Origin of the sequence: Streptococcus sp. HSISS3 (assembly GCF_000448605.1) — a bacterium.
Classification (GTDB): domain Bacteria; phylum Bacillota; class Bacilli; order Lactobacillales; family Streptococcaceae; genus Streptococcus; species Streptococcus raffinosi.
Genome location: NZ_CM002130.1, coordinates 387270 through 411360, shown reverse-complemented (window position 1 = coordinate 411360; position 24091 = coordinate 387270). Strand labels below are relative to the sequence as shown.

23 protein-coding genes and 5 pseudogenes are annotated in these 24091 nt (G+C 35.7%); 3 read left to right on the top strand and 25 right to left on the bottom strand.

Translation table 11 applies throughout. From position 1 onward, the window contains the following. The first annotated feature begins 199 nt into the window (after positions 1-199). Positions 200-394: a helix-turn-helix transcriptional regulator gene (locus HSISS3_RS02105; RefSeq protein ID WP_006152985.1), complete on the top strand. Its 195-nt coding sequence runs from the start codon at positions 200-202 to the stop codon at positions 392-394. Between the two features lie 19 nt (positions 395-413). Beyond that, positions 414-952: pseudogene (locus HSISS3_RS02100) on the top strand (DUF3278 domain-containing protein). A gap of 50 nt (positions 953-1002) precedes the next feature. On the opposite strand, the pseudogene HSISS3_RS02095 reads toward HSISS3_RS02100, so the two are convergent. From HSISS3_RS02095 to HSISS3_RS02070, 5 genes and pseudogenes are all read right to left on the bottom strand, one after another. After that, positions 1003-1679: pseudogene (locus HSISS3_RS02095) on the bottom strand (Fic family protein); the annotation flags it as partial. A 215-nt stretch (positions 1680-1894) separates the two neighbouring features. Further along, positions 1895-2131 (bottom strand): hypothetical protein, encoded by a 237-nt coding sequence (locus HSISS3_RS02090; RefSeq protein WP_042771748.1) that lies wholly within the window; start codon positions 2129-2131, stop codon positions 1895-1897. 156 nt (positions 2132-2287) lie between these two features. After that, positions 2288-2905 carry a LysE family translocator gene (locus HSISS3_RS02085; RefSeq protein WP_021151560.1) on the bottom strand — a complete coding sequence of 206 codons (618 nt, stop codon included), beginning with the start codon at positions 2903-2905 and terminating at the stop codon, positions 2288-2290. Positions 2906-3216: 311 nt separating this feature from the next. Then, positions 3217-3408 (bottom strand): annotated as a pseudogene (locus HSISS3_RS12560) (helix-turn-helix domain-containing protein); the annotation flags it as partial. A 62-nt stretch (positions 3409-3470) separates the two neighbouring features. Continuing rightward, positions 3471-3785: a winged helix-turn-helix transcriptional regulator gene (locus HSISS3_RS02070; protein WP_134954246.1), complete on the bottom strand. Its 315-nt coding sequence runs from the start codon at positions 3783-3785 to the stop codon at positions 3471-3473. Positions 3786-3872: 87 nt separating this feature from the next. Between HSISS3_RS02070 and HSISS3_RS02065 the strand changes: the two genes are divergently transcribed. Continuing rightward, positions 3873-4178 (top strand): YciI family protein, encoded by a 306-nt coding sequence (locus tag HSISS3_RS02065; protein ID WP_021151558.1) that lies wholly within the window; start codon positions 3873-3875, stop codon positions 4176-4178. 457 nt (positions 4179-4635) lie between these two features. Here the strand turns inward: HSISS3_RS02065 and HSISS3_RS12200 are convergent. The 20 genes and pseudogenes from HSISS3_RS12200 to HSISS3_RS12170 form a co-directional block, all read right to left on the bottom strand. Then, positions 4636-5099, bottom strand: a pseudogene (locus HSISS3_RS12200) (hypothetical protein); the annotation flags it as partial. Next, positions 5089-6102 carry a hypothetical protein gene (locus HSISS3_RS02050; protein ID WP_021151555.1) on the bottom strand — a complete coding sequence of 338 codons (1014 nt, stop codon included), beginning with the start codon at positions 6100-6102 and terminating at the stop codon, positions 5089-5091. The pseudogene HSISS3_RS12200 and the gene HSISS3_RS02050, both read right to left, overlap by 11 nt. 40 nt (positions 6103-6142) lie before the next feature. After that, the gene (locus tag HSISS3_RS11900) at positions 6143-6301 is read right to left on the bottom strand and encodes a hypothetical protein (protein WP_021151554.1); all 159 of its coding nucleotides are present in this window, start codon (positions 6299-6301) and stop codon (positions 6143-6145) included. A 140-nt stretch (positions 6302-6441) separates the two neighbouring features. Further along, positions 6442-8706 carry a hypothetical protein gene (locus tag HSISS3_RS12195; protein ID WP_021151553.1) on the bottom strand — a complete coding sequence of 755 codons (2265 nt, stop codon included), beginning with the start codon at positions 8704-8706 and terminating at the stop codon, positions 6442-6444. 3 nt (positions 8707-8709) lie between these two features. After that, complete coding sequence (locus tag HSISS3_RS02040) at positions 8710-9915, bottom strand: hypothetical protein (protein ID WP_021151552.1); 1206 nt, start codon at positions 9913-9915, stop codon at positions 8710-8712. Between the two features lie 20 nt (positions 9916-9935). Then, positions 9936-10289, bottom strand: a complete 354-nt coding sequence (locus HSISS3_RS02035) for a TrbC/VirB2 family protein (protein ID WP_021151551.1) — start codon at positions 10287-10289, stop codon at positions 9936-9938. 73 nt (positions 10290-10362) lie between these two features. Further along, positions 10363-12306 carry an AAA family ATPase gene (locus HSISS3_RS02030; RefSeq protein ID WP_021151550.1) on the bottom strand — a complete coding sequence of 648 codons (1944 nt, stop codon included), beginning with the start codon at positions 12304-12306 and terminating at the stop codon, positions 10363-10365. Beyond that, positions 12307-12708 carry a hypothetical protein gene (locus HSISS3_RS02025; protein WP_002887310.1) on the bottom strand — a complete coding sequence of 134 codons (402 nt, stop codon included), beginning with the start codon at positions 12706-12708 and terminating at the stop codon, positions 12307-12309. Positions 12709-12718: 10 nt separating this feature from the next. Continuing rightward, a complete protein-coding gene (locus HSISS3_RS02020; protein ID WP_002892434.1) occupies positions 12719-13117 on the bottom strand; it encodes a hypothetical protein in 399 nt (132 codons plus the stop codon). A 35-nt stretch (positions 13118-13152) separates the two neighbouring features. After that, entirely contained in the window at positions 13153-14250 is a 1098-nt protein-coding gene (locus HSISS3_RS02015; RefSeq protein WP_240472095.1) for a hypothetical protein, read from the bottom strand. A gap of 1037 nt (positions 14251-15287) precedes the next feature. Further along, positions 15288-15866: a hypothetical protein gene (locus HSISS3_RS02010; protein ID WP_021151546.1), complete on the bottom strand. Its 579-nt coding sequence runs from the start codon at positions 15864-15866 to the stop codon at positions 15288-15290. Beyond that, the gene (locus HSISS3_RS02005) at positions 15859-16599 is read right to left on the bottom strand and encodes a hypothetical protein (RefSeq protein ID WP_021151545.1); all 741 of its coding nucleotides are present in this window, start codon (positions 16597-16599) and stop codon (positions 15859-15861) included. Before HSISS3_RS02005 ends, HSISS3_RS02010 begins: the two co-directional genes overlap by 8 nt. Further along, positions 16596-16973 carry a hypothetical protein gene (locus HSISS3_RS12190; RefSeq protein ID WP_021151544.1) on the bottom strand — a complete coding sequence of 126 codons (378 nt, stop codon included), beginning with the start codon at positions 16971-16973 and terminating at the stop codon, positions 16596-16598. The genes HSISS3_RS02005 and HSISS3_RS12190 overlap by 4 nt, the downstream gene beginning before the upstream one ends. Further along, positions 16973-17488, bottom strand: a complete 516-nt coding sequence (locus tag HSISS3_RS12185; protein ID WP_021151543.1) for an ATP-binding cassette domain-containing protein — start codon at positions 17486-17488, stop codon at positions 16973-16975. Before HSISS3_RS12185 ends, HSISS3_RS12190 begins: the two co-directional genes overlap by 1 nt. A gap of 308 nt (positions 17489-17796) precedes the next feature. Next, positions 17797-19569, bottom strand: a complete 1773-nt coding sequence (locus HSISS3_RS01995) for a DUF262 domain-containing protein (protein ID WP_021151542.1) — start codon at positions 19567-19569, stop codon at positions 17797-17799. A gap of 300 nt (positions 19570-19869) precedes the next feature. Then, on the bottom strand, positions 19870-20052 hold the full coding sequence (locus HSISS3_RS01990) for a competence regulator inhibitor paratox (protein ID WP_021151541.1): 183 nt from the start codon (positions 20050-20052) through the stop codon (positions 19870-19872). A 168-nt stretch (positions 20053-20220) separates the two neighbouring features. Further along, on the bottom strand, positions 20221-21186 hold the full coding sequence (locus HSISS3_RS12180) for an IS3 family transposase (RefSeq protein ID WP_042771740.1): 966 nt from the start codon (positions 21184-21186) through the stop codon (positions 20221-20223). Further along, complete coding sequence (locus tag HSISS3_RS01980; RefSeq protein ID WP_021151539.1) at positions 21183-21860, bottom strand: helix-turn-helix domain-containing protein; 678 nt, start codon at positions 21858-21860, stop codon at positions 21183-21185. The genes HSISS3_RS12180 and HSISS3_RS01980 overlap by 4 nt, the downstream gene beginning before the upstream one ends. Positions 21861-22462: 602 nt before the next feature. Beyond that, on the bottom strand, positions 22463-23119 hold the full coding sequence (locus HSISS3_RS12175) for an ATP-binding cassette domain-containing protein (RefSeq protein ID WP_240472102.1): 657 nt from the start codon (positions 23117-23119) through the stop codon (positions 22463-22465). Between the two features lie 183 nt (positions 23120-23302). Then, a pseudogene (locus tag HSISS3_RS12170) lies at positions 23303-23991 on the bottom strand (ABC transporter transmembrane domain-containing protein); the annotation flags it as partial. Positions 23992-24091 lie beyond the last annotated feature (100 nt).

Below are 24091 nucleotides of genomic sequence, written 5' to 3'. Positions count from 1 at the left end.
CTTCTCTTTCTTTAGTGGATAACGTTCGGTTTATTCAATCCACTCTTATATTTTTGTTCTTCATTATAGCATAAAATCGCTAGAAGATTTTCACTTGAAAATATTCTTTTAAAAAATATGTCAAAAATAGTTGACATATTATTTTAAGAAGAATATACTATAGTCAAATATATACGACACATTCTGAAAAGGAGAAAGAATGAACCGTGTGAAAGAATTCCGCAAGGAACTGGGAAAGTCCCAACTCGAACTGGCCAAGGATATCGGTGTCTCTAGGCAAACCATCAACATGATTGAAAACGACAAGTACAATCCTACTCTGGAACTCTGTCTCAATCTCGCTCGTAGTCTCCAAACAGACCTCAACAGTCTCTTTTGGGAAGATGATTTTTAACAAGAAGGAGAAAGAAATAATGAAAAAAGAAACTCTCACTGAAAAACTTATGAAACGAACCTATGGCATTTCAGGACCACTTGATGAACACAAACAACGCGAGGCCGACCGCATTGGAAATAAAATCTTTATGGTTCTCTTTTACCTCATGATTTTTGGCAATCTCGTTCCCTTTGTTCTTGCTTATAAATATCCCCAAATTGTCGCTTTCGGATATCCAATCATTATTTTTATGATTTCCATGATTTGTGCAGTCTATGTCACCACTCAAACTAAAAAACTGGTATTACTGCCATTGACCCTGATATGTTGAGCCAGAAAGAAAAGAAACAGTTACGCTACCCTGGCCTTAAAGCGGGACTTGTCTATGGAGTTTTTATGTTCTTTGGAATGCCACTTCTCAATGTCTTAACGGATGATAACAAGAACTATCTTAGCTCCCTTTTCAATCTAGGTCATTTCACATCAATTCTTTTCGCAGCTTTCCTTTTCGGATTAATGATGCAAATTGTCGTTTGGCTTCGCATTCGCAAAGCCAAGGAAAATCAAGACGACTAATAGGAGGAAAATTATGAAATCACCATTTTGGTATTGTTGTAAACACTACATATGTATGGATGAATACTCTCAAATTCAATATGGAACTTTGCTAGTTTGGTAATGATATCCTCTGTGTTCTCGTGATACTCTATGAGTAGTTGCTCCATTTTTGGTCTAATCATGTAGGGCTGAGCTGGTTCATTAAGCCCATAATACGAACAGGAACATTTCGATAGACGCCTCTATCATCCTTTTTGTCAGATAATACAAGGCAATGAATATCCTTTATTATTTTTTCCGTCAAAGGTATGTTTTCAGAGACTAGGATTTGTACATATTGGAATGCTTCCTTGTGAGCAATAGCTTCTAAATGGTCCTTTAAAGGTTTCTGATCAATGGTTAACCCTCTCAACACCATATCAGTCTCTCTTAAAGTCAGGGTATTACCTTCAATGGCGTTCGAATTATAGGTGAACTCTACTAAAAACTGCTCGTTAAGACGTTCAACTTCACCTTCAGTCATTGGTCTTCTTTTAGATAGCTCTGTTTTCTTTTCCTCTATGGTCTTTAAAAGGTTAGAACCCTTCTTTAATCTTCCATCAGCTGGTTTCTTTGCACTAGCAGGTATTTTCCAAAGCTTACCATCATGAAATGCCCCATCAATTTTGCCTTGAGAACAGAGGGTACGAATGCGCCTTTCAGATATTCCCCATTTAATAGCAGCTTCTTTTACGGTCATAAACATTATAGTCTACCTCATTTCTGCTTATTATTATATCATTTGCGGAACAATACATCTATTTGCGGAACGACATAACTCAATTTGCGGAACAATAGAACTGCTTGTTAGTCATTGAAAATGGTTATCCGTGGGTACTTGCAAATATTCCAACCAGCCCTAAGCAGGGATACGGCAGAGGGTCTAAGAAGAACAACCAAACAAATTTCAATCCCTTACCTTTAGTACCTTCTATAGAACTCCGCATAGTCAACACCAAGAACTGCAACCATTCTATCCACCCAACGTTCTTGTGGTAGAAAGTGCTCTTTTTTGTAATGATACAGTTTGCAATACAAGCGCCAAAATTCGCTTGGGTAATGGTACTCTCCTACAAACATCTGCCTAACGAGCTCCGCAAAAGTCATCTCTCTCTCGGCTAATAACAGTGTGACATTATCCCAAAATAAACTGCCCATGATAAGCCTCCTACTCTTTGCTCTAGCTGTTGCACTTATTCTTGCAATTTATCAAAACTTAAAAAAAAAAAACGACTTCACTCAATTAGGATAGAAGTCGATTTTTCATGAGTTTGTCGAAATATCAAAAATGTCACCATGACTTTTAGTAAAATCTTAAAATTGTTGAAATAACACAATGATTGCCGATAAAATCATAGCAATACCACCGATTTGATTGATTCGTTTTTCAGATTGACGACCTAATAAATCTCCTATTTGAGAGGCAAAAAAACTATATAAATAATCATTGATTAGACCAACCGTTAAATAAGTTATACTTAAAATTCCCATTTGTAAAAGAAAAGAGGCTTCTTGCTTAATAAATTGAGGAATAAAAGAAGCGAAAAAAATAATATTTTTTGGATTCAAGAAAATGAGGAGAAATCCATTCTTAAAGGCTTCTTTTCGAGTTACTGGGGTTAGACTGTCAGTCCTATCCTGTGGTTGATTAGCTTCAATCAAACTTTTTATTCCTAAATATATTAAGTAAATAATGCCAAGTATACGTAGACTAGCATACAAAAGAGAGGATGTGCTGAGAATCGCACCTACACCAATGAAAGATAGTAGTAAACAAAGTAATCCACCCCAAAAGCTACCCCAAACAATTCCGTAGGCTACCTTCTTTCCATGTGACATGCTAGTAGTGATAAGATAGGTTACAGTCGGACCAGGTGGGGAAATAAGCAAAATACATGCAATGATATAAGACATCCAAGATGATAGAGTCATAATTCTACTTCCTTTATTTTTCTATATTTAATTTCATTTTTGGTTAACCCAAACAATATTACTGGTAATTGATGATGAACAAATCTTTTAGGAGTTAAAGATTCTGTCATTTTTGATAAAAAGTCTAGTAAATTATCTTTATTATTTGAAGCATATATCGTATAAAAGTTTCCTGAATTCCAATTTACTATTGCATAATCAAAAAGTTCACTTAAAATAGCTGTAAACTCTTCTAATGTAACTAGACCATTATGCATATCACCTAATACATTTTCTCTTTTTTTGTTTATATCTACTTGAGAGAAAAATAATTTATTTTTTTCATTATCCTGTGCAAATTCAAAAGTAACGAGATTTTTCTTGGTTAAACGTCTAACACTCTGAGTAATAGCACTCCTTGAGACTTCAAGTAACTCAGATAATTTTACTAGATTCATAGGCTGATTGCGACTTATCAGGCCAATCAAATGGACTTCATTATCGAAAAAACGGCTTTCGAAGATAAGTGGTTAAAATGCCAGGTTAAGTGGTGCGATAGTAGACATTAAACAAAATCCGAAATAGACTACAGCCATTCTTTTCCCCATTGATTCAAGTCTCTTAAAATCGGCATTAGCGATTTACCTTTTTCTGTTAGCTCATATTCTGTATGAAGGGGCATGGATTCAAAATCAACTTTCTTAACTAATTGATGTTCCAGTAAGACATCCAGTCCGCGTGTCAAACTAATCGTTGTGATTCCTTCGACTTCTCTTCTTAACTTGTTAAAACGAATCGTTTGATGCTTGTTGATCACCCATAAGATATTCATCCTCCATTTCCCACCAACCACATCTAAGACTCGAGACATACTACAGTTCCAATTTTTATTTGTTAACATTTTTTCTCCTTACAAAAATGTGCCTACTATTCAGGTAGTTTGTAAAGTATTATAATCTATTTATCATTTATTTTAAAGGAGTCGCTTATGTTTATTGTAAATCTTACCTATATCAAACCCCTTGATACAGTTGAAAAATTCTTAGAAAAACACATAGATTTTTTAAATCAGTATTATACAAAAGGTCATTTTATCGCATCTGGAAGAAAAAATCCAAGAACCGGTGGTATCATCCTCATGAGAGCAAAAAATAAAGAAGCTGTTCAAGAAATCATTGCACACGATCCATTCTATCAAAATGAGATTGCCCAATATGATATCATTGAATTTGAGGCAAGTAAGTATTGTCTGGAATTTGAAACTATCATCAGTAAACCTTTTGACGACAAGTAGGTTTATTAGGAATCTATATACAAAAGGAATTTTCAACACAAGTAAAAACAGCTCTTTTTATACGAAAAGAGCTGTTCTATTTTATGAAAGAGAAAGTCACTAGTTACCTTTGTGCTTCTCCCTACGTTTTTGCTGCTTGCGTTCAAATTTCTCTTGTTTGAGCAATTTATGCTGTTAAAAAGTGCTGTAAAATCTCAAAGACTTCTTCTTTAGACAGAAAAATATCTTCATTTTGAGGAATAGATTGAATATCTAAAGATAGTAATTCAATGAATTGCTTCATATCATTCTTTAGTGTCTCGGAAACCTCTAGATTAGCCAACTTATCATCATCATGAAGTAAGCCGGTCAATCGTGTGATATCGTTCAAATGTTTTTTTATCTTCTTACTGAGGCCATGCTCCCCTTGTTCTACACGAGCTTTCATGTCAAGCCAAGCTTTGGCTTTGAATACGATTAACCCACGATTACTTAATACAGAGTAACCATCAATTTCTTGACGTTCTCTCATGAGAAGTTGATAATAATCCTCGTCTAGCAACAAAGCAGACAGACTAGCTTCCTCATCAAAGTGTACTGGTGTTTCTCTGCTAAGTTTCTTCAGAGGATATTCTGGTAGGATACTAAACAATTCAACCATTTCTGGAAAACCTGGCTTCTTGGTTGTAAAACGAAAAAGCTGAGCCTTATGATCTTTATAACCTCCTTCGTATTCTCCCAATTCTAAAAACTTTGTCAAAACTTCATAGAATGTCTTATTTTTAATTCATCAATGATAACCATATCATAATCTTTTGTTGTACGACTTTCAAAACCATTAGCATCTAAGACAATAGATGTAGCTGTACCACCTATTAGGACATAGTAGTCTTTGAAATCTTGAAACATATTTTGAAAGGCAGGTTTAAAATTAGCTGGCATAGTCTTCTCCTAGAATAGTATATATCTTTTCTTCCAGTTCTTCCACTTCCTCCATAATACGAGGATCATCATTATCTTTTAAGGTTAAGTATAAGGAAATAGGATCTACCATATTATAATTAGTCTCCACTCCCAGTTGCGTCCAATAGTCGCTATTATATCCAAATACAATCGGATCATATGTCCAAAGTTCTATTCGGTGCCCTTGAAAAATCGGTTGCTTAATCGTTTTTCCTATTTTTTTATACTGTTTTTTTGATAAGGCATATTGACCGTAACTTTCCGTATTGGCTAACATGCCAAGATAAGATAAAGCTTCAAAATGTGATATCTTAAAATCTAAATTGGTTTTTAACCTCTGAAAATCTTCATCAGAAATAATTACAACTTTAGTTATTGGATTTTTTAAAAAATTTTTGACTTCATCAAATAAATCTGTTTTCGTTTTTGCTAAATGATAAGATTTCCGGTGATTAATTAACCAACCTCTCTCTTTATAAGATTTGAAGATACGGTACAAACTAGGTACCGATAGACCTGATAGCTGGCTAATTTTATTAATATCAATAACCAAATCAGATACAAACAGCAATAGAATAATCAACACACGCTGTTCTGTTGGCGTAAGTTCTCTTTCATTTTGTTTTGTGTCTGATATTTTTGAATACAAAAACCCTAATTTCGGTAAATAGGCATTTTCTTGATAATCAAGATATGACACTCTTGCATGTAGAAGTTTTTTCTTTTCATCATCTGCCAATTGTCTAAAGACTAGGATAACATTTTGATTCGTCAGCCTCTGAACGGCCTGACTTTGTTTAACAAAATTATTCAAACTTCCCGATCTTTTTTCAGCCATTAGCAAGAACTCTTGGTCTGCAACTACTAAATTTGCAAAGTCATATCGTCTTTGAAAGATAATAGGTAAGTCAAGATTCACAGGAGATATATTGGCAGCAAAACAAAAAGCTTGCAAAATTGTGTTAACTTTACTAAGATCCATTTCTCTCTCCATTTTATCAATATATTTGCATTTTATCACGTTAGATAATAAAATGCAATTTTTTTGATAAGATAAATTGCAAGAATAAGTGCAACATATACTCGAATTTTCTTAGAAAATGGTCTTTAGGCACAAGCTCATCAAGCGTATAGAAACCTACTTGACGACGATTATATTCAGGATTATCTTTGTGAAACATAGGAGTACCTCATCAAATACCTTTTCCTTTTATTATACTCCTTCGAAGCAAGAAAAGTCCCCAGAAGTATAACTTCTGAGGACTTTGTCTTCAATCTGAAACAAGCCAATTTAAAGGCTTGTTTTTTCGTAAACTATTTATTACAACTCTCCGTCTTCTCCAGCATCAAATTTTTGGAAACGGCGATCACTATCTAAGCTATTTTTCTTTGGTAAGGTTTGAGGAGGAGTGATAATATTCGAGGTATCTCCCTTTGGAGTAACTCTTCCTGCTCCCCCAGTGTTATTTAGGAGTTTATCTTTAACATTATCTCTAGCTCTTGTATAACCTTCTCCGAAACTACTAGAGAAATCTCTTTTGACTGCTTGACCTGCATTCTTGAATTCAGTTCCAACAACTTCTTTACCAGATTTAACAGTCTCTTTGACTCCTCTAGACACATTGCGTCCAGCAGTACTCATTGTGCGTCCAGCAGTACTCATTGAATTACCAGCAATCTCTCTAAACTTGAGCCCCTGATTTCTTTGTTTGGCTACTGCTTTCCAAGTACCAGCTACAGTACCGGCTGTAGCACCTGCAGCAGTCAGAGCACCTCGTCTCATACCATTAGCCATACCATAAGCAGTTGACCCCACTGTGCCTCCTGCATTCTTGAGACCTCTGATTCCACTACCCGCGCTATTTTTGAGGTGATTAAATCCACTTTGATTGCGTCTTCCAGTGACTGGATTATACCTACCAATAGCGAAGTTTCTAGCACCACCACCCATTTTATTAGCAGCCATAGCACCTAAAGCCATTGTAGCAACTCCAGCCTTAGTGCCACTTGAAAGGTTTGTATCGATACCTAGCCAACGTTCCAGCATTTTTGAACCTTGAGAAACAGCAAGATAAACACCTAGATAGACAGCAATTGTCGCTATGGCATGTTGGAATGGGTCTAATCCATCATAGAAACTGCCACCCAGTGTCTTCTTAGCAACATCAGATGCTCCATTACCTAAATTAAGCTTGACTTCGCTATAGGTAATTAAGAACCACTGAGCAACTTTGACAAATAGTAATTGGAACCAGATAGCGGCAATTCCTGTCATAACTTCTTGCCAAACCTCTAGGATACGCATACTATTTCCAACAGCCGAGTATGAAACCAGTGGTGAAATAATCACTGTTATAAGTGTTTTGAAAATTACTCGAACCGTAGTAACTAATAATCCAATTAAAAGCAATAAGAGTATAATTTGCTGAGTTATCAGAGCTATCCAGTCAACCTTATATCGGGCATATGTGGGTAAGAAAGCAGTATTATCAAAACCAAGGAAATAACCTGCTTTTGAAGTGGTAACTCGTGCATAAGCAATCTTCCCATCTGCATAACGAATAGTATTGAGGGTAGATCTCATTACGTCAGAAAAACCATTATAGGGTGATTTTTCTTGATTATCTTTCCACTCGGATTCTTCTTTCCAACCAGTAAATAATAGTTTACTTTGTAGAAGAAGACCAGTTATCGGGTTAGACATGGCTGCACCATTTTTAGTAACTTGCCACCAATCGAGTGAGCCATCTTCTCGTATCCCTAAAAACTTAGGTATCGACGATACTCGTCCTTCACGTCCAGAATAGTACTGAAGCATTGCCTTATTGGTTGGACCATATGTTTCAGTAAAATTAGTGGACCAAATGTTACCATCTGAGATAGTATTCCAGTTTTTATCACCTGCTATAAAATGAGTATCTTCATTATAACCCAATTTATCTGTATCAAAATCCATTGCATAAAGCATCTCAAGATCAACTGTATTACCTCGAAATGGTGTTACCGAAAGTGAAACACTTTGTCCACTACCCATTACATCGAAATAAGCCAACCCTACTGTATCTTTAGCAATAGCACTACCGAACTTTGAAGCAAAAGTCGGTAGTGCAGCAACAGAAAAAGTTACCAGAATTATATGATTGAAGAATTCTCGATATCTGAATGGTGCTCCTGCCATAGCCATTATTAGACGAATAAGTGTTACCAAAACAAATAAAGCAATCCCAACAATTTGAAGCCACTTATAAACTTGACCAACAAAGCTATCTGATTGACTGATATAATCAAACATCCCAAATAACTTAAACATGTTGAGATAAACTTTCTCAATCGCATAACTAAAACTATAGATACCTTTCGAAAGCATCTCTGGAATAAAGCCAAAGGCTATAAATAGTCCTGATGTTGGATGTAGATATTGGTCCCATTGTGCATAAAAAGATGCCAATAGGAGCTCTTTGTCTTTATCACCTCCCCAACCTTTAGCACCAACCTCATTAGGCCAATCTTTAGATTGGGAAATCATATCTGAGAGAGAGGGCCAAACCTTCCCTTGTTCAATTTCTATCGTTGCTTCTGCACCCATAGGCTAGCCCTCCTTATTTTCAGCTGAAGTTTCAGTAGAAGGAGATGTTGGGGTTGCAAATGCGGTTGTGGTTGGTTCAGTAGTAACTACCCACCCTTGAGTAGCTGATGATTTTTTCTTGACATTAAAGGTGACTCGATGAACAGTAGTTTTTTGAGCCTCATCTGTTGTACCTACGACGTATGTAACTTCATAGGTATCTTTCTCACCTTTAACAAGTTCAATTTTTTCTAACATTGTGCTAGAAACAGTTGCTACCTCTGGGTTAGTAAATTTAGCATCATTATTATCCAAGTAAGCCTTAAGCTTATCCTTGTCTCCTGAATAATAGTATGACAGGAAATAACGAGCCATAACATCAATCTCATGTTCATGATCTTGTATCATTGTAAGACGCTCAACCTTATCTGTTGTAATTACAAGTTCTTTTTTCACGCGCGTGAAATTACTATTATAGACCATTAGCATCAACAATAAGAATACCGACAACGTACAAGAGCTGATAGCCATAATCAATGGCAATTTACTTGGTGGTCCTACTTCTTCATCCTCATACACTCTTCCTGTTTTCTCCTTCCGTTTCTTTGCTCGAGCAACTGACTGCTTATGCTTATCCTTATTCGACATAAGACGGTTTGGAAGTTCTCCTTCAATCGTTCCAGGTTTTGGATAGGGTGGCATATCAACTAGAGACAAGCCAAGACTTTCAGCATAACATGGAAGTAACCCCATAGGACCACTGAAAAAGTTAGAGATGCCTTCATATGTTGTCTTCTCAAACCGTTTATCACGATGTGCTTCTTCGATAAGTGGGGTAACGAGTTCCTTATAATCTTTCGTAATAACAAAAGGGGTAATCTGTGGTTGTCCTTCAATACTAGGGACTCCCGTAGTTGGTCGTGTTAAACGACCATTTTGTTCCATCGGTTGACTAGCAAGAGCAATTCCCTTCAAGGTAAACTGAGAATAACGCTTTTTGATTTCTCGAAAAAGTAATTCCGCTTGTTTAAAAGTTAGGAATGGGAGACTTTGTGCGATACTTTCCTTTTTATTACTAGGAAAATATTCAGTATCTAAGTCATCAATAATATCCGCTAACTCTTCATCCTTTTTAGGATTTGCATTTCCTTTCCACTCGATATAAAGAAACAAGGCATCCGGAAACAATACCTTGCGATTCCCCTTTATGGTAAGTAATTCTTTTTCCATAAAGTATACCTCTTAAAGACTTATTTGGGTTGCCATAGGTAAGCAACGATTGTACTTATCGATGAACCAACACATAGTCCGATTGCAATCCACATCAGCCAATCAAGTGCTACTGTTCGTTTCTTATCTCCCATCATTAACAAGAAGGAAGCAATTAAGCCAAATACTATTGCAGCCGCTGGGAATGCAATACGCAACATACCTGAAACATCATTAAGTGTATTAGTTGCCTCATTAGCTGGGTTAGCAGCAGCCCCATTTCCTCCAGTTTGCTCCGCAAAAGCAAGTGATACAGAGTTTAACGTCAATAAAGCAGTCATTCCTAGTGTTGATGCCTTTGTCTTCACGTTGTTCAAAAATGTGTTTTCTTTCAAAACAGCCTCCTTAAAATTTTAATATCTGTAGTCTACAATATTCCATCTACGAGTCACAACCTAGTGACACCCCTTAAGAAGTAAGCAAGTAGTTACCATACTCCTCTGGAGGTATCCGTTTGACACTAATATGCGTCTGACGCCTATCTTGAACTGTCTTTCTACCTGAGTCCCCATACGCAAACGTTCCTGGTGCATGTCCAGATAGAGACACGTCAACTATAAAGTAATCTTCTGGCTTTCGCCCAAGGAAATACAATTGCTCAAAGATTTCATCTGTTAACACTTCATCAATAGTTCTCTCTAAAGGCCTTGCTCCATCTTCTGGGCTAACACCGACGCTACTGAGATATTCATAAAAGTATTTTTTACCATCGATAGTTTGCTCACCATCCATAACATCCTCATAATTAATAAGGATATGATGCTCTTTAAACCAACTGCTCTCATGTACAGCCATTTTTGAATAGACAATCTTATCAATGGTTTGTTTCGTCAAGATATTAGTCACTTCAATTTTCCAACGGTTGATAAATTCAGGACGTTTAAAGATCTTGATTAACTCGTCTCTCATGTCCTTCATGAACTCTTTATAGTCAGTCTTGTTCATTTCTGTAAAGGTCTGACCAGAGGTGATATATTTATCTTTGATTCGCTTATGCCCCACGTTTGATGTCGCAATGATAAACGTATTCTTAAAATTGATTTTTCGTCCACGTCCATCAGTCAAATGCCCGTCATCAAGCATTTGCAAATACAAAGCCCAGACATCTGGATGAGCCTTTTCTAACTCGTCCAATAGTACTAACGAGTAGGGATTCTTCTTAATTTTCTCCGTTAAGTCACCTTTTCTCTCGTCATTTCCTATAAGACGAACAACAGCATTATCAGTCATGTATTCTGACATATCCAGCCGAATCATCGCTTCTTCACTGCCAAACAGTTGTTTGGCTGCTTGTTTCGCCAATTCAGTTTTACCTGTACCTGTTGTTCCAAGTAGAAGAAGAGTTCCAAGAGGCCTTCGCTTGTTCTGTCCTCCCTGGATTCCCTTATACATAAGGCGTGCTATCGTTCGAATCACATGGTCTTGCCCCTTAACAACAGCACGCATCCCTTCCGCAAAATCCACTGGAGTTGACGACGTGCGTAGTAGACTTTCCATAGGAATACCTTTTTTACGGTGAATGACATTCGCAATATCTCTTAAGGTAATCTCTGATTTTCCATCGATATTTGCAGTCGCTGAAGCTTCATCAATAATATCAATAGCTTTATCTGGAAGCATTTTATCCGTAATATAACGAATAGATAATTCTACTGCTGCCTTAATGGCATCATTAGTAATTTCAATGTCAAGTTCTCGTTTATACTTGGAACGACGTTTTTTCAAGACCAAAATAGATGCCTCTTTGTCCAGTTCATCAACGTAAACTGGTTGCAGACGTCGTTCCATCGCTGGATCTCGTTCGATAATCATAAACTCATCAGCTGTAGTGGCTGAAATAAGATAGATTTCCCCACGAGATAAGGCTGGTTTCAAGCTATTAGCGACGTCAAGGGCACTTCCCTCAACCCCAGTTCCCATAATGGTATGCACTTCATCAATAAAGAGGATAAACTCATCTTTATGAGCCATAAACTCTTTAATCAATCCGTCCATTTTGGCAATGATGTTCACCTCTTTACCTATATGGTCAAATTCTTTCCCTTGGATAGCAGATAATTCTAGTTGCTTAACCTGCTTACCTTGGAAACGTGTTGGGACGTGGGCTTTCTTGTTAAGAATATCCGCACAAATTCCTTCTACAATAGCTGTTTTACCTACACCAGCTTCACCAATTAGTACAGGAGAATTTTTTTCTAATCGATTCAGTGAGATAAAGACTTGTCTGATTTCATCTTGTCTACCCCAAGCCACAAAATCTTGACGCTTGGGTCTGATTTTCTCAGTAAGGTCTGTTGTGTATTTGTCAATATAAGGAGTCTTACTAAGATTATGGTTAGTCCTCTCCTTCATCTATTTATACTTCCTTCCTAAACGTTCTGCAGCCTTATCCATTAAGTAGCGACGGTTTTTCGAGCCATCATCTCTCAACTCTGGGTAACAGTTCTTATCAATTGGATAATAACGTTTCTTTGTCCGACGGTGTGCATGAATAAATTCCCAGAACTTATTTCCACCAGACGAAGAAGGGATCATCCAATAAATCGTTAAAGTCATTGTACAGAGTAAATTGATTAGGAACTTCAACTCCTGCCCTCTAGGGAAAAATATATCCCTGAATTGTAGCGGAAAAACAAAACTCCCTACTATAATGAAGGCTTTCATTACCGGAACACCGTAGTACTTTACCTGCGTGTAAAGACCACGAGGCAGTCCCCAGTTCCCCTCTTGTTGTTGGTTTTCTTCTTGATTCATCCAGTACCTCCTAGAAGTCAATATCCATCATTGGTTGAATATTACTTTCAAAATAAAGGAAATAACGGAATTTCTCAGTCAAAAGCTCCACTTGATCCCTCTGAATACAAATAGAACCTTTCTCTCCAAAATCAATATCCAAAAGGTCCGTACATTCAATACGGCATTGGTTTAAGTGTGTCTTAACTACCTCAATGGATGTTTCAGAGTCATGATGTACGTTACTTGAGACAAAACTACGAAAGTTCTTCCAACCAACTTCTTTATCAATGATTTGATGTAGGCGTTCTAAACCGTCTGCCCATTTCCCTCTAAAAATTTGAAGGGGTTCATTCATAGCGTTACCTCGCTGGTATTTCATCAATAGGCAGTCCTGGTTAAGTAAATAGCGTTGTTCGTCAATTGTCATAATCGTTAATAAAGTCCTTTCTTTCCTTTTTATATTTATTCCCCAATATCTTGTTTTACTGAGCGAACTGGTGAATTAAACTTGTAAGTACCATTCTTAACTGCTTTGATATTTTTTTCAATCTGTTCAATGATTGTCTGAACATAAGCAGCATTTTCACGCGCTTTCGCTCCGTCCTTCTCTTTAGAGTCCATACTTTTCTCGATAGCTTCCATATCACTCTGCTTATCGGTTAACTCGTTACCGACCAAGTATTCTGACTCACGCTTCAACTGCTCCAATGTCTTAGTATCTTCCTTGACACTGTCATCAAGTGTTTTTGCAGAAGCCAAGAGTTCTTTTCGTTGACCTTTTTGATATTTCAACTCCTCTTCAAAAATATTGAGGGCAAACTTCTCACGAGACAAATTCTTGACATATTTGTTTTTGAGAAGTTCATTTTGAGGAGTTACAAAGAAATCAACGTAGTTCTTATTCACTTCCTTATCTTTTTGTTGATTCTGCTTAGAAACTGAAGCGTCATTAGAACTTGATGATAAGTAGTCATTGTATTCTTGAACGTCAATCTTGAGACTGTTTGAGTTCGGTGTCTTATTTGTCGCACGAATAACCATGAGCGTATAATCTGAAGGCACATTACGCATGACCAGATACACCTTATCTCCGGTTAACGGAATGACTTCTAAGGTCACTGCTTCAGGATTCTTAACACTACTTGGCAAGAAAACCTGCCAATCAAGATTTTCAGTATTAATCCCTTTTTTAACAGCACTAGTAGCATCTGATGTTGTCAACTCCATAACGACCAACCCATTTGAAGAGGAGTAAGTCATAGAGGTTGCTGTGATACTTCCAAGACCATTACCAAATGATTGGGTTGCCTGCAGTTGTGACTCTAAATAAGTAACTCGGGTTGGAGAGAAATAAGCAGTTGTAGCTGTCCATACCATTGTTCCCAATAATGCATAACTAATGATCATCGTTCGTTTTAACCGATGTCGCCTCAAGTAAGAGAGAACGCTGTTGCTCTCCCAGAAGGACTTGATCCTATTTGCTACTCTAATCGGAAAATACCGCCAACCTTCTAGTTCTTCGAGCTCTTTTGTACTTTCATAATCTTTAATTTCTACCATGAAGCCATGATAGGCTATATCATATAGGTATCGCAACCTAGTGACATAGGTTGACTTTCGAGATAATAATTCTCTTATTCTGGTTTCCTAGCCTTGAAACAACCCCGTCAATAAGCTATACTAAAACTGTGTTTAGGAGTAGTCCTAAACACAGTCATTGTTTTTCCCTTCGGGGAATTTTATGGAGAGGTTGCTTTTCTCCCTCTTCTCCATATCTTCTTTTTCATAAAACGTCATTGTTTTTTGAAAATATTGTTGTTGTGACCATTGGAACTTCCTGTTGTTCCGATGGTTTTTTCTTGTCTAAATGAGATCCTTTGACAACAAAAAAGAGGCAGCCCTCAATGGACTACCTCTCTTCCCAAGAGAAATTTCTCTGGAGAAGAAAAACAATGACTATTTTTAGTTTAACAGCGAGGTGAGAAACCTCATAACACTAAAAACAGAAAGGATAGTTATGCTTTGGGGGAGACCCCTGATTCATAACTAATAGAAGTTAATAGATTATGTTAGATGCGAGAGGAGAAATCTCGTCTAACCTTACAACAACAATGGTCGGGTTAAGGAGAGGGGAGAAACCTCATTCCTTAACCTTGATATAAGTATATCATAACAGGTCTTGTATTCGAAGCTCAGAGGACCCTTTATTTCACTTTTTTTATTTTTTCAACCAAATTTCGTAAATGCTAACAACCAGATTAAGCGGAAAGCAAATTACCTTATCAGAAAAAATGGTCTATTTAAATAAAAAAACATCATCTTGCTTATGCTTACGGATCCATTATCTAATGGTTGTTTGACCAATATTAAATCTTCTAGCAAAATAATCACAGACTTCTCTTCGTTTAGATAGAGTTGAACTACTCTTAGTTTTTTCAACAGATTTTGGACTTCTTTTGGGCGGCAATTCACTTCTAGTGAATTATAGTATTTTCACTGTCCACTGTAAGTGGGAGTATATCACCTTCACCGTCTCAGAGGATAGGAATTAAAAGAAGATTTCAATAGAAAAAGGACTCTGCATTGAAAAAGAATCCTTAATTTCTTATAATCCCATCAAATAATTTCTTCAAATTCCCAAAACTCACCACTGGAAAGACGAGTCCTGAGTAGAATAAGAGCACGGTGTTTAGAAAATCTACCAAGACTGAAATTCGTTGGAAGCGGATGGTCAGTCGAATCATGACAAGATAATAGCCGAGGAAAATCAGGAAACCAATCAGTACCACGAGCAGTACTTGGAAACTGATGACCTTCAAAGAAAAGTGAGTTGGTAAACCCTGATGAATCAAAAGCAGAGCAATCCAGAATATCAAAGACAACCAAACAAAGTAAACCACTGCTCGTTGCAGGTAAATTCTATACACTGATTGCAAAGCATACTGGGTGCCAAAATATTGCCCAGACCGAATCTCGTACTCCAACTCTTCATTTCCCAAGGAAACCACATGGGTCAAGATGAAATAATAATAGAAATAGGACAACTGAAAGTCAGAATTTCCCCTCAAAAGGCTATAAAAACCAAGAATGAAAATGACGTGGTAGAGGGTGTCAAACAGGGTATCCGCCCAGCGTCTCCTGCGAAAGAGATAAAATCGCTTCACTTCATTATACATGGAACAAACTTCCCTTCTTTTTGGCATAGGTCAAACAAGTTTGAAAGCACAAGTAACCCAAGAGCCAGTAAATCAAACCGTATCCCAGTAATAATAAAAGAACGAACCAACTTGGTTGGCGGATAAAACTCACCAAGAGATGAAAAGGCAAGAAACGAGTTAAAGTAGCAATCAAATGACTCGATTGTTCCTGAAAACCAACCAAAAAGAGAATCCCGTAAGCAAGGAGGCTAGTAATACTGGAAATTTTTGTAAAGACAAAGGAAAAACTGGCAAAGAGAAAGCCTAGACCATAAAGGGACGCAATAACCACAAAGGACAGAAGAAAAGTAACAAATGTAACGACCCAGTCAGTAGGAAAGGCAATCTGCTGAACCAAGGCAACCAAGCAAAACAAAGGAATGGCCTTGACCAAGTCCAACAAAATCTGTACGATAATTTTGATAAAAAGCATGCCAAAGATGCTCCGCCGACTCTGAATCACGTTGATAATGGTGCGGTCTGCAATCTCATCCTCGATAAAATAGGTTGGATGGGTGATACTGTGGCTAGAAAAATACCAAGTAAAAAGCAAGATAAACAACTCAAAAGTATCTTGCTGGCTGTCAAAATAGGTCAGAAAACCCGTAACTAGAAAGAAAATTCCCAGGTTGGCAAAGAGAAGATTGACTTTGAACTGTTTGTATTCACTGAGTTGGCGACTAAACTCTCGCCCAATCGCTGATAGCATCATTTGAGCACCTCATACAGCAAATCTTCCAAAGAGGCAGGTTCTCGGGTGAACTGCAAGACTTCTGTTTCTTCCAGCAATAGCCGATAAAGGTCTGGATTTCTGGTCTCTACCGAAATCCCACCGTCAAGGACCTTGTAGTCCAGCTCAGGGAATCTTTGTTTCAGTACACTTTCTGCACTCTTATCTAACAGCAAGTGATAGACTTCATGCTGGTGGACATTACCAAAAATCTCCTCAAAGGTTCCTTCACGATAAAGCCGCCCCTCCTGAATTACCACCACCCGAGTGCTGACCTTCTCGATAAAACTAGCATCATGACTGGTGATAAAAATACTGGCTTGATGGTGACGCGCATAATCCTGCAAAAGAGTCATCAGCTGTTTTTTGCCAGCAAATCTAGCCCATTGGTCGGCTCATCCAAACAGAGTACTTTCGGTTTTTGCACCAAGGCTAAGATTAAGGTCAATTTTTGACGGTTGCCCTGGGACAGTTCTGAAACCAGCGTGTCCTTATAAGGGGTAAACGCCAGCTGGTCGCACAAGACATCCACCTCTGCCTTGATATGAGACAAGGCAATCCCATTCAAGCTTAGAAAATATTGGAGATTCTCCATAGCTGTCAAATAACTGTACAACCCCTGCCCGCTCTCCAAGACAAACTTGACCAGCGAGTGGATTTTCTTGGAGCGATTAGAAACGCCATAGACACGAACCTCGCCCTTATCCTGCAAAAAAATCCCTGCCAAGAGCTTGATAAAAGTCGACTTCCCGGCACCATTACCACCAACGATGGAGATGATTTCACCTGAATCCGCTTGAAAATCAGGAATGTCTAACACCAACTTCTTGTGAAAACTCTTTTGAACTTGTGAAAATGTTATATTAGTCATTTAAGATAACCCCTAGATTTAGAAGATTCCCCTTAATTTGTTCAATTATTTTTTCAATATCTAATATGATAAAACTCTTCTTGCTTATCTTATAGCAATAAATAATTATTGATTGCACCATGAAAAGTTCATTCCTATAAAACTGGTTCTCCAAATATTACATAAAAATTGAACAACTCTACTCCTATAATATCTGGATTTCTGTCAATATCTTATACACATTTTGATAGTATATTATCTAACCAAATAAGTAATCACTTTATTGACACAATAATATTATCCTTTTCTCGGATAACTAGAACTAAAAATTATAGCTCAAAAACAAAGTCTGCTATTCGTTTTGCTGCTTTCTCTGTGGCTAAATCAATATCCTCTTTAGTCCAAGTATCTTTGGTATACGTCACGAGAGACTGAGCTATTGGAAACTTACTACCAATATATCCATTACCTTTAGAGATATGATTTTCCTTCTTAGTTCTAAACCAGGCATCTCCAATACCACGATTTATTTCTGCTTCAAGTAAAATTTTGTTTCCTAACTTCTCAGCATATTCACGAAATTCATCCGGATCATCGACACCTATATCATGCATGATGTGCTCTCTGTTAATCCCACTTTTTGGCATAATATGTTCGATGTCTATATTTCCGTCAAGCTTTAGATTTATACCATGTTCGGTTGCAAATAGGTACTCATTCACATAAATAAGAGCATTTGAGACTCCACTCTCTAAAAGTGTTTGTTTAACATTTTCATATTCAAAATTCAAACGTATATGCTCTCGAACCTTATCAATTAATGACTCTGTTGAAAATGTATCTACTTGACTATACAACAAATTGATTTCCTCAAGAAAGCGTTTGAATAATCTATGACTGTATGATAACTCTGATAATTCAATTAAGATACCAATTCGCATCAGGTACTCTATATATCTCTTATCATCTCGGAAAAATAGATAGCTACTCACAAATGGCCTTAAATTACCATTAAGCTGACTGACTACTCTACCAATCGATGTTTCTGATGTAAGCAAATAAGTATTGAGTATCTTTTTCAAATCATCTGTAAAGACAACATCATCATTAAGAAGTTCCTTATTCTTATTAAAGAATGCACGAATTCCGGGATTCCATCTGTCTGTACCATTTTGTTGCGATAGCTTAGTGAAAATATAATGTGTCATCAACGTATTCAAATCAAGATTTGACTTGTCAGCCCATTCTACTATCTCCTGCCAATTATTTTCAAATGTTTTTCTATCTGCAGCACTAGCAGTCGTTTTGGAAACAATGACTTCAATTGGAGTCAATGGTACACCAGTACCATTTAAAGAGTTAAAAATATTAATAGCTTGGTCAGTATTAAAACTTGTAATGGTGATGACTTGGCAATTTTTTATGAAATGATTAGCAAAATTAATGCAATTAATAACACTCAATTCTTTGCAAGTATTATAAAAATATCGGAAATTTTTGTAGAAGTTCGTATAGCGATTATCTTTTTGGCGACGGTATATTTGATGAACACTCTGTTTTATTTCTTCAAAATTGCGTCCAAGTAGAATAGCCTGCATGTCAAAAGAGTATTTTTCTGAGATGGAATCATTAATGTACTTTATCATTTCAACAGTTGGGAATGATAGCCCATCAACAAAATCATCTAGTTCATCCTCAGACATATTAAACAGCAATGATGCAATTTGTTCTTTTAATCCGTTCAGTCTCTTAATAAGTCGTCTACCATCTGCATCGTCTTGAGGTTGGATAGCTAATTCACTCTCAATTTTAAGTAACAACGCTTTTAATAACAACATAAAGGTAGTTGTTCTTTGTTGACCATCAATTAGTGTAACGTCATGGTCCTCACCAGATTCCTGGGCAATCAGTACTGCTCCAAAGAAGTAATTGTCCTGTGAATCTTTATCGAAGTTTTCCATATGCTGATTGATGTCTTCAATTAACTGATCACATTGTGCCACCTGCCACGCATACGGTCTCTGGTAGCTAGGAATATAAAATTCAGATTTAGAAAAATATTGTTCTACTGTTTGTAGACTCGGTTGAATATCGTTACGCATAATGAACTCTCATTTTTTAAAATTTGTCTCATTATAATGAAACTACACTTCCTCCATATTATACCACGAAAATACTAACACACTAAAAAAAGTAGAGAAACTAATCGTTGTGTCTCTACTTCAATCTCAATTTTTATTGACTGTTGAATTCAAGTAATATCATGTTCTCACTTTTTCTCTTTCTTTTCGAACATACTATAAAATTTGACTTCGTCTATAAACTACCACTTCTTTTTATCATATAGAATTATAACTAAAAGATACAACAATCTATTTTCAAAATAAAAATATTTTCATATATTATTCCCTCAACTCTTCAAGTACAGTCTCTAAGTCTACTTCTGTCACTATTTCTCCAGGTTCTACTTTCTCTCCTGGCAAAACATAATCATGGATCTTCCCATTTCGTCGGACAATACTGATTTTATCCCCCTTGATAAACCCTCTTTCTATCGCTTCCATTACTTCATCATATGTCATCATTTTATATACCTCCTATTTTCTACAATATATCTATTCGTAAAAGATATCAAAAAGTAACAAAAAAATCACTCAAAGTGATATGCCCCCTGTCAAGTAGACAGGTTAAATATCTAAAAAAGTGTCTGTTTTATAAGGTCAGTCGTACAAAATAAATGTACGGCTGATTTTTTATGCAGACCACTTAGACTTATACTTTTCAATTTTGTTATTCTTAGCGATTGGGTATGACAAAGGATGTTCTGATGTTAAGGCAGCTTTTCTGACTTCCAAAGGCGTTTTACAGTCATATCTGCTTTGTGGACGCTCTTGACAGTAAAACCGGATATAGTCTTTGATGGCATATCGGAGGGAGGCCTCATCTGAAATCTCATACATCTGATACATTTCCGATTTTATAACTCCCCAAAAACCTTCTATTGGTCCGTTATCAATACAATGACCTACTCTTGACATGGATTGAATCATATCAGTATCTTTCAGCTTTTTTTGAAAGTTTTTATTGGTATATTGAAACCCTCTATCGCTGTGAAATATAGGCTTAGCTGTGGGATTTTTTTCAATAGCTTTGTCAAATATTTTGAAGACTAGCCGATTGTCATTTCGACCACTTATGACAAAAGCAATAGGATAGCGGTCATATAAATCAAGTATGGCACTAAGATAGAGTTTCTTACGAGAGTTAGGAATTTTAAACTCTGTAACATCTGTTACCCATTTTTTATTTGGAGCAGTTGTATAGAAGTTTCTTGCCAACTTATTTTCTGCAGTTTCTTCAGGCTTGGTAGTCTTGTATTTTTTCCTTTTCTTACGGATAACAGCGTGAATATCGAGTATCTTCATAATTCGGTGAATTCTCTTTCTTGAGTAATTCGTATGATTGAAATGATTGATCCAATCGGTCATTCTTCGGTACCCCAAGATATGTGAAAAACGTTCGTCATATTCTTTAATTAATTCCGCAATTTCGCTGTTTAATTGTTCTTGTTCTGGGACTATTCGATATTTCCATTTATAAAATGCAGACCTCGTAATGCCGAGCTGATGACACATCCAGCTAATGCTCCACCCTTTATTGGTGTTGAAGTCTTCAATCACTAAGTATTTTGATTCGTGGCGCTGTTTGCCTAGCCTCACATCCTTCCGAATTCTTTCACTTTTTTTAAGAGTTCAACGGCCATTTCCTTTTCTTCTAACTGACGTTTTAAGCGCACATTTTCTCTTCGTAAACGTTCTAATTCATCAAGCTCATCATCTAGTTTGTGACGACCTCTTTTATCAATTAATCCTTCTTCACCATCACTATCACACTTCTTCATCCAGGAGTATACTTGACTATAAGAAACATTGTAAAGCGCCGCTGTTTCCTTATAATTGCGATTGTGTTCAATACAATGGTTGACAATCTCTTTGCGTTCATCAATAGTGGTTTTACGTCTTGCTTTTGCCATATAGACCTCCTGTTTTGGATTGTAATCCTTAAGTTCTATATTGGCATTATACATCCTAATCCACTTTCTTAAAAGTCCTGAAGAAATATCATACTGCTGGCCTAAATCAATAGACGAAGCCTCACCACTAATACATTTTTCTACAAGTTCTATTTTAAATGCTTTTGAATAGGAACGATTTTTTGTTTTCTTTGTGAATCCTAAAATTCCATATTTTTCATAGATAGCAGCCCAATCTTGAATCGTCCTTGTGGAAATATGGAGACAGTTACATATTTCAGATCTGGAACGATTACCATTAATATAATCAAGACAAGCTTGTTCTTTCTCGTATGGGGTTAATTTTTCTCTTCTAGACATAAAAATACCTCTTAAGTAGATTTTAGGTATTTACCGTGTCTACTTTAGAGGTATCATATCAAACTCTTGAGTGCTTTAAAACGTTGATATAATCGTATTGATTAACGTTTACTAAATTGTGATGCTTTACGAGCTTTCTTAAGACCTGGTTGGTGGAACCTACATCTCTTTAAATACTAAAAGCCTTTATTACTGCGCTTTTATCACTATGTATCTTTTATTATAACTTATTTAATTTCAAATAATTTCATTTAAATAAGGTAAATTTTTTAGCACTTTCAAATAAAATACTGAGCTAGAGGTTATCTCATTAAAGAAGGTGCCTTTTTATTTCGGTTAAATAAAAAATATAAAGTTGCTTAAAACAACGAAAAAAGTCTTCAAACCAATGTTTGAAGACCTTGAACTATAGCGGTGACCGATATTTAATTAAAATTACTTTATTGATTTTAAAGCATTTGGACAGTTTAGAAAACTACTTAAAAAGTAACTGATTTTGGGGGAGAAAAATTGAGGCACAACAAATATGATAGTTGTAACTGATTTGAAATATTTTTAGTATACTATCAAATAGTAATTAAATAATAATCATATTCATAGATTTAATTTATATTCTTCAATAAATTACCATCAATTTTTATAACTCTATCAAAAAAGTCAAGTTCAGTAAGATGGTGCCCCACTGCAATTATGATTGCTGTGGGAAGTTTCGACTTTAATAATCTTAGTAATTTTCTAGTAGATAAGGTATCGACATTTGACAATATTTCATCTAAAATTAATACCTTAGGAGAGTATAATATTGCTCGTGCAAGACGTAATTTCTGAAGCTCCCCTAAACTAAGATGTTTACTTAATTCTTGACCAGAAGTGTCAATACCTTTGTCTAATGTCAGTATTTTTTCATATAAACCAATATCTTTTAAAATATTAGATATGTCTTTATCAGATACTGTGTCTGATAAGAGTTCTTCTCGTAATGATTTTAGTGGAAAGCCTTGATTATTTGACAGATAAATAATATTAACCGGTGTTAGTTTTATTTGATTATCTAATTTTAGTGATACACCACTTTTCTTTTTAAAATATATATCTCCTGTATAGTTATCATATAAGTTAACAAGAGATTTCAAAAGTAAAGTCTTTCCACTACCATTTTCTCCACGCAACAGAATCCTTTCTCCTCTTAAGAAAGTAAGATTAATATTATCTATTAATTTGTTCTCACCACTAAAAATATTTAAATTACATAAATTCATAGAATCCAAATTGTTAAGGTCGACTGTAGCTTGGCTTTTCGGAGACATCTTTAAGAATTCTGCTATTCTCTGTTCATAAACCTTACTAATTGATACCGTAGCTATGATATTTACAAGTTGGGTAACTGGCGAGAAAATTACTCCACTATAGGTATTAAATGCTATTAAATCACCTATTGAAATTTGATTATTAACAACCAAAAATACTCCAAGAACAAAAATTAAAATTGTTGTTGAAGAGATTATACCTGCAGATATAATTCCTATAAAATTTTGAAAAGTTCTAACTTCGGAATTAGTTACATAATTACTGCTAATATTTTCTTTAAATTCTTTGTATACTTTTGAGAACAATCTAAATATTTTTATAACTTCATAATTTGTTGTTATCGTGTTTAAATTATTTAACAATAAATCTCTATTGTTTTGTTGTTCATAACTTAATAACTTTAATTTTTTCCTACATATATCATCCATAGTATATAGATAGGAATCATAAATAATACAATAAATGTTAAGCTAATATTTATCTGTGACATTAATATCAAATAACCCAAAAACAGACCTATATTTGAAATAAAAGGAACTACCGTATTCTCAACATTTGTCACATATAGCTCAGAATCATTAAAAATAACAGTTGTAATATTAGAATCACTTGTTAATGATTCTAAAGCATCTTCTGATAAAATTTGCTGACGCAATTCCATTAAAAATCTTTGAAAAAAGTGTGCTGATGCTATAGAATTTAGCCTACCAACAAGTAACTGAAATAGTATAATTACGATTACAAGTATAATATAGGGGAATAGTTTTTGAAGATTCCCACCAATTAAAACATTATCTACAATAAGTTTGGATATATATGGCATAGGTAAAGAAAATACCACACCTAATAAAATCAAAAAAACAATAGAAGTAAAATGATATTTATGTTGCCTTACAAAGTTCCAAAAGAATTTCATAATATTG

Coding starts and splice junctions, on each gene's coding strand:
- HSISS3_RS02105 (WP_006152985.1), top strand. CDS start 200: ATGAACCGTGTGAAAGAATTCCGCAAGGAACTGGGAAAGTCCCAACTC.
- HSISS3_RS02090 (WP_042771748.1), bottom strand. CDS start 2,131: ATGGGCAGTTTATTTTGGGATAATGTCACACTGTTATTAGCCGAGAGA.
- HSISS3_RS02085 (WP_021151560.1), bottom strand. CDS start 2,905: ATGACTCTATCATCTTGGATGTCTTATATCATTGCATGTATTTTGCTT.
- HSISS3_RS02070 (WP_134954246.1), bottom strand. CDS start 3,785: ATGTTAACAAATAAAAATTGGAACTGTAGTATGTCTCGAGTCTTAGAT.
- HSISS3_RS02065 (WP_021151558.1), top strand. CDS start 3,873: ATGTTTATTGTAAATCTTACCTATATCAAACCCCTTGATACAGTTGAA.
- HSISS3_RS02050 (WP_021151555.1), bottom strand. CDS start 6,102: ATGGATCTTAGTAAAGTTAACACAATTTTGCAAGCTTTTTGTTTTGCT.
- HSISS3_RS11900 (WP_021151554.1), bottom strand. CDS start 6,301: ATGTTTCACAAAGATAATCCTGAATATAATCGTCGTCAAGTAGGTTTC.
- HSISS3_RS12195 (WP_021151553.1), bottom strand. CDS start 8,706: ATGGGTGCAGAAGCAACGATAGAAATTGAACAAGGGAAGGTTTGGCCC.
- HSISS3_RS02040 (WP_021151552.1), bottom strand. CDS start 9,915: ATGGAAAAAGAATTACTTACCATAAAGGGGAATCGCAAGGTATTGTTT.
- HSISS3_RS02030 (WP_021151550.1), bottom strand. CDS start 12,306: ATGAAGGAGAGGACTAACCATAATCTTAGTAAGACTCCTTATATTGAC.
- HSISS3_RS02025 (WP_002887310.1), bottom strand. CDS start 12,708: ATGAATCAAGAAGAAAACCAACAACAAGAGGGGAACTGGGGACTGCCT.
- HSISS3_RS02020 (WP_002892434.1), bottom strand. CDS start 13,117: ATGACAATTGACGAACAACGCTATTTACTTAACCAGGACTGCCTATTG.
- HSISS3_RS02015 (WP_240472095.1), bottom strand. CDS start 14,250: ATGGTAGAAATTAAAGATTATGAAAGTACAAAAGAGCTCGAAGAACTA.
- HSISS3_RS02010 (WP_021151546.1), bottom strand. CDS start 15,866: ATGTATAATGAAGTGAAGCGATTTTATCTCTTTCGCAGGAGACGCTGG.
- HSISS3_RS02005 (WP_021151545.1), bottom strand. CDS start 16,599: ATGATGCTATCAGCGATTGGGCGAGAGTTTAGTCGCCAACTCAGTGAA.
- HSISS3_RS12190 (WP_021151544.1), bottom strand. CDS start 16,973: ATGACTCTTTTGCAGGATTATGCGCGTCACCATCAAGCCAGTATTTTT.
- HSISS3_RS12185 (WP_021151543.1), bottom strand. CDS start 17,488: ATGACTAATATAACATTTTCACAAGTTCAAAAGAGTTTTCACAAGAAG.
- HSISS3_RS01995 (WP_021151542.1), bottom strand. CDS start 19,569: ATGCGTAACGATATTCAACCGAGTCTACAAACAGTAGAACAATATTTT.
- HSISS3_RS01990 (WP_021151541.1), bottom strand. CDS start 20,052: ATGATGACATATGATGAAGTAATGGAAGCGATAGAAAGAGGGTTTATC.
- HSISS3_RS01980 (WP_021151539.1), bottom strand. CDS start 21,860: ATGTCTAGAAGAGAAAAATTAACCCCATACGAGAAAGAACAAGCTTGT.
- HSISS3_RS12175 (WP_240472102.1), bottom strand. CDS start 23,119: ATGAATTTATGTAATTTAAATATTTTTAGTGGTGAGAACAAATTAATA.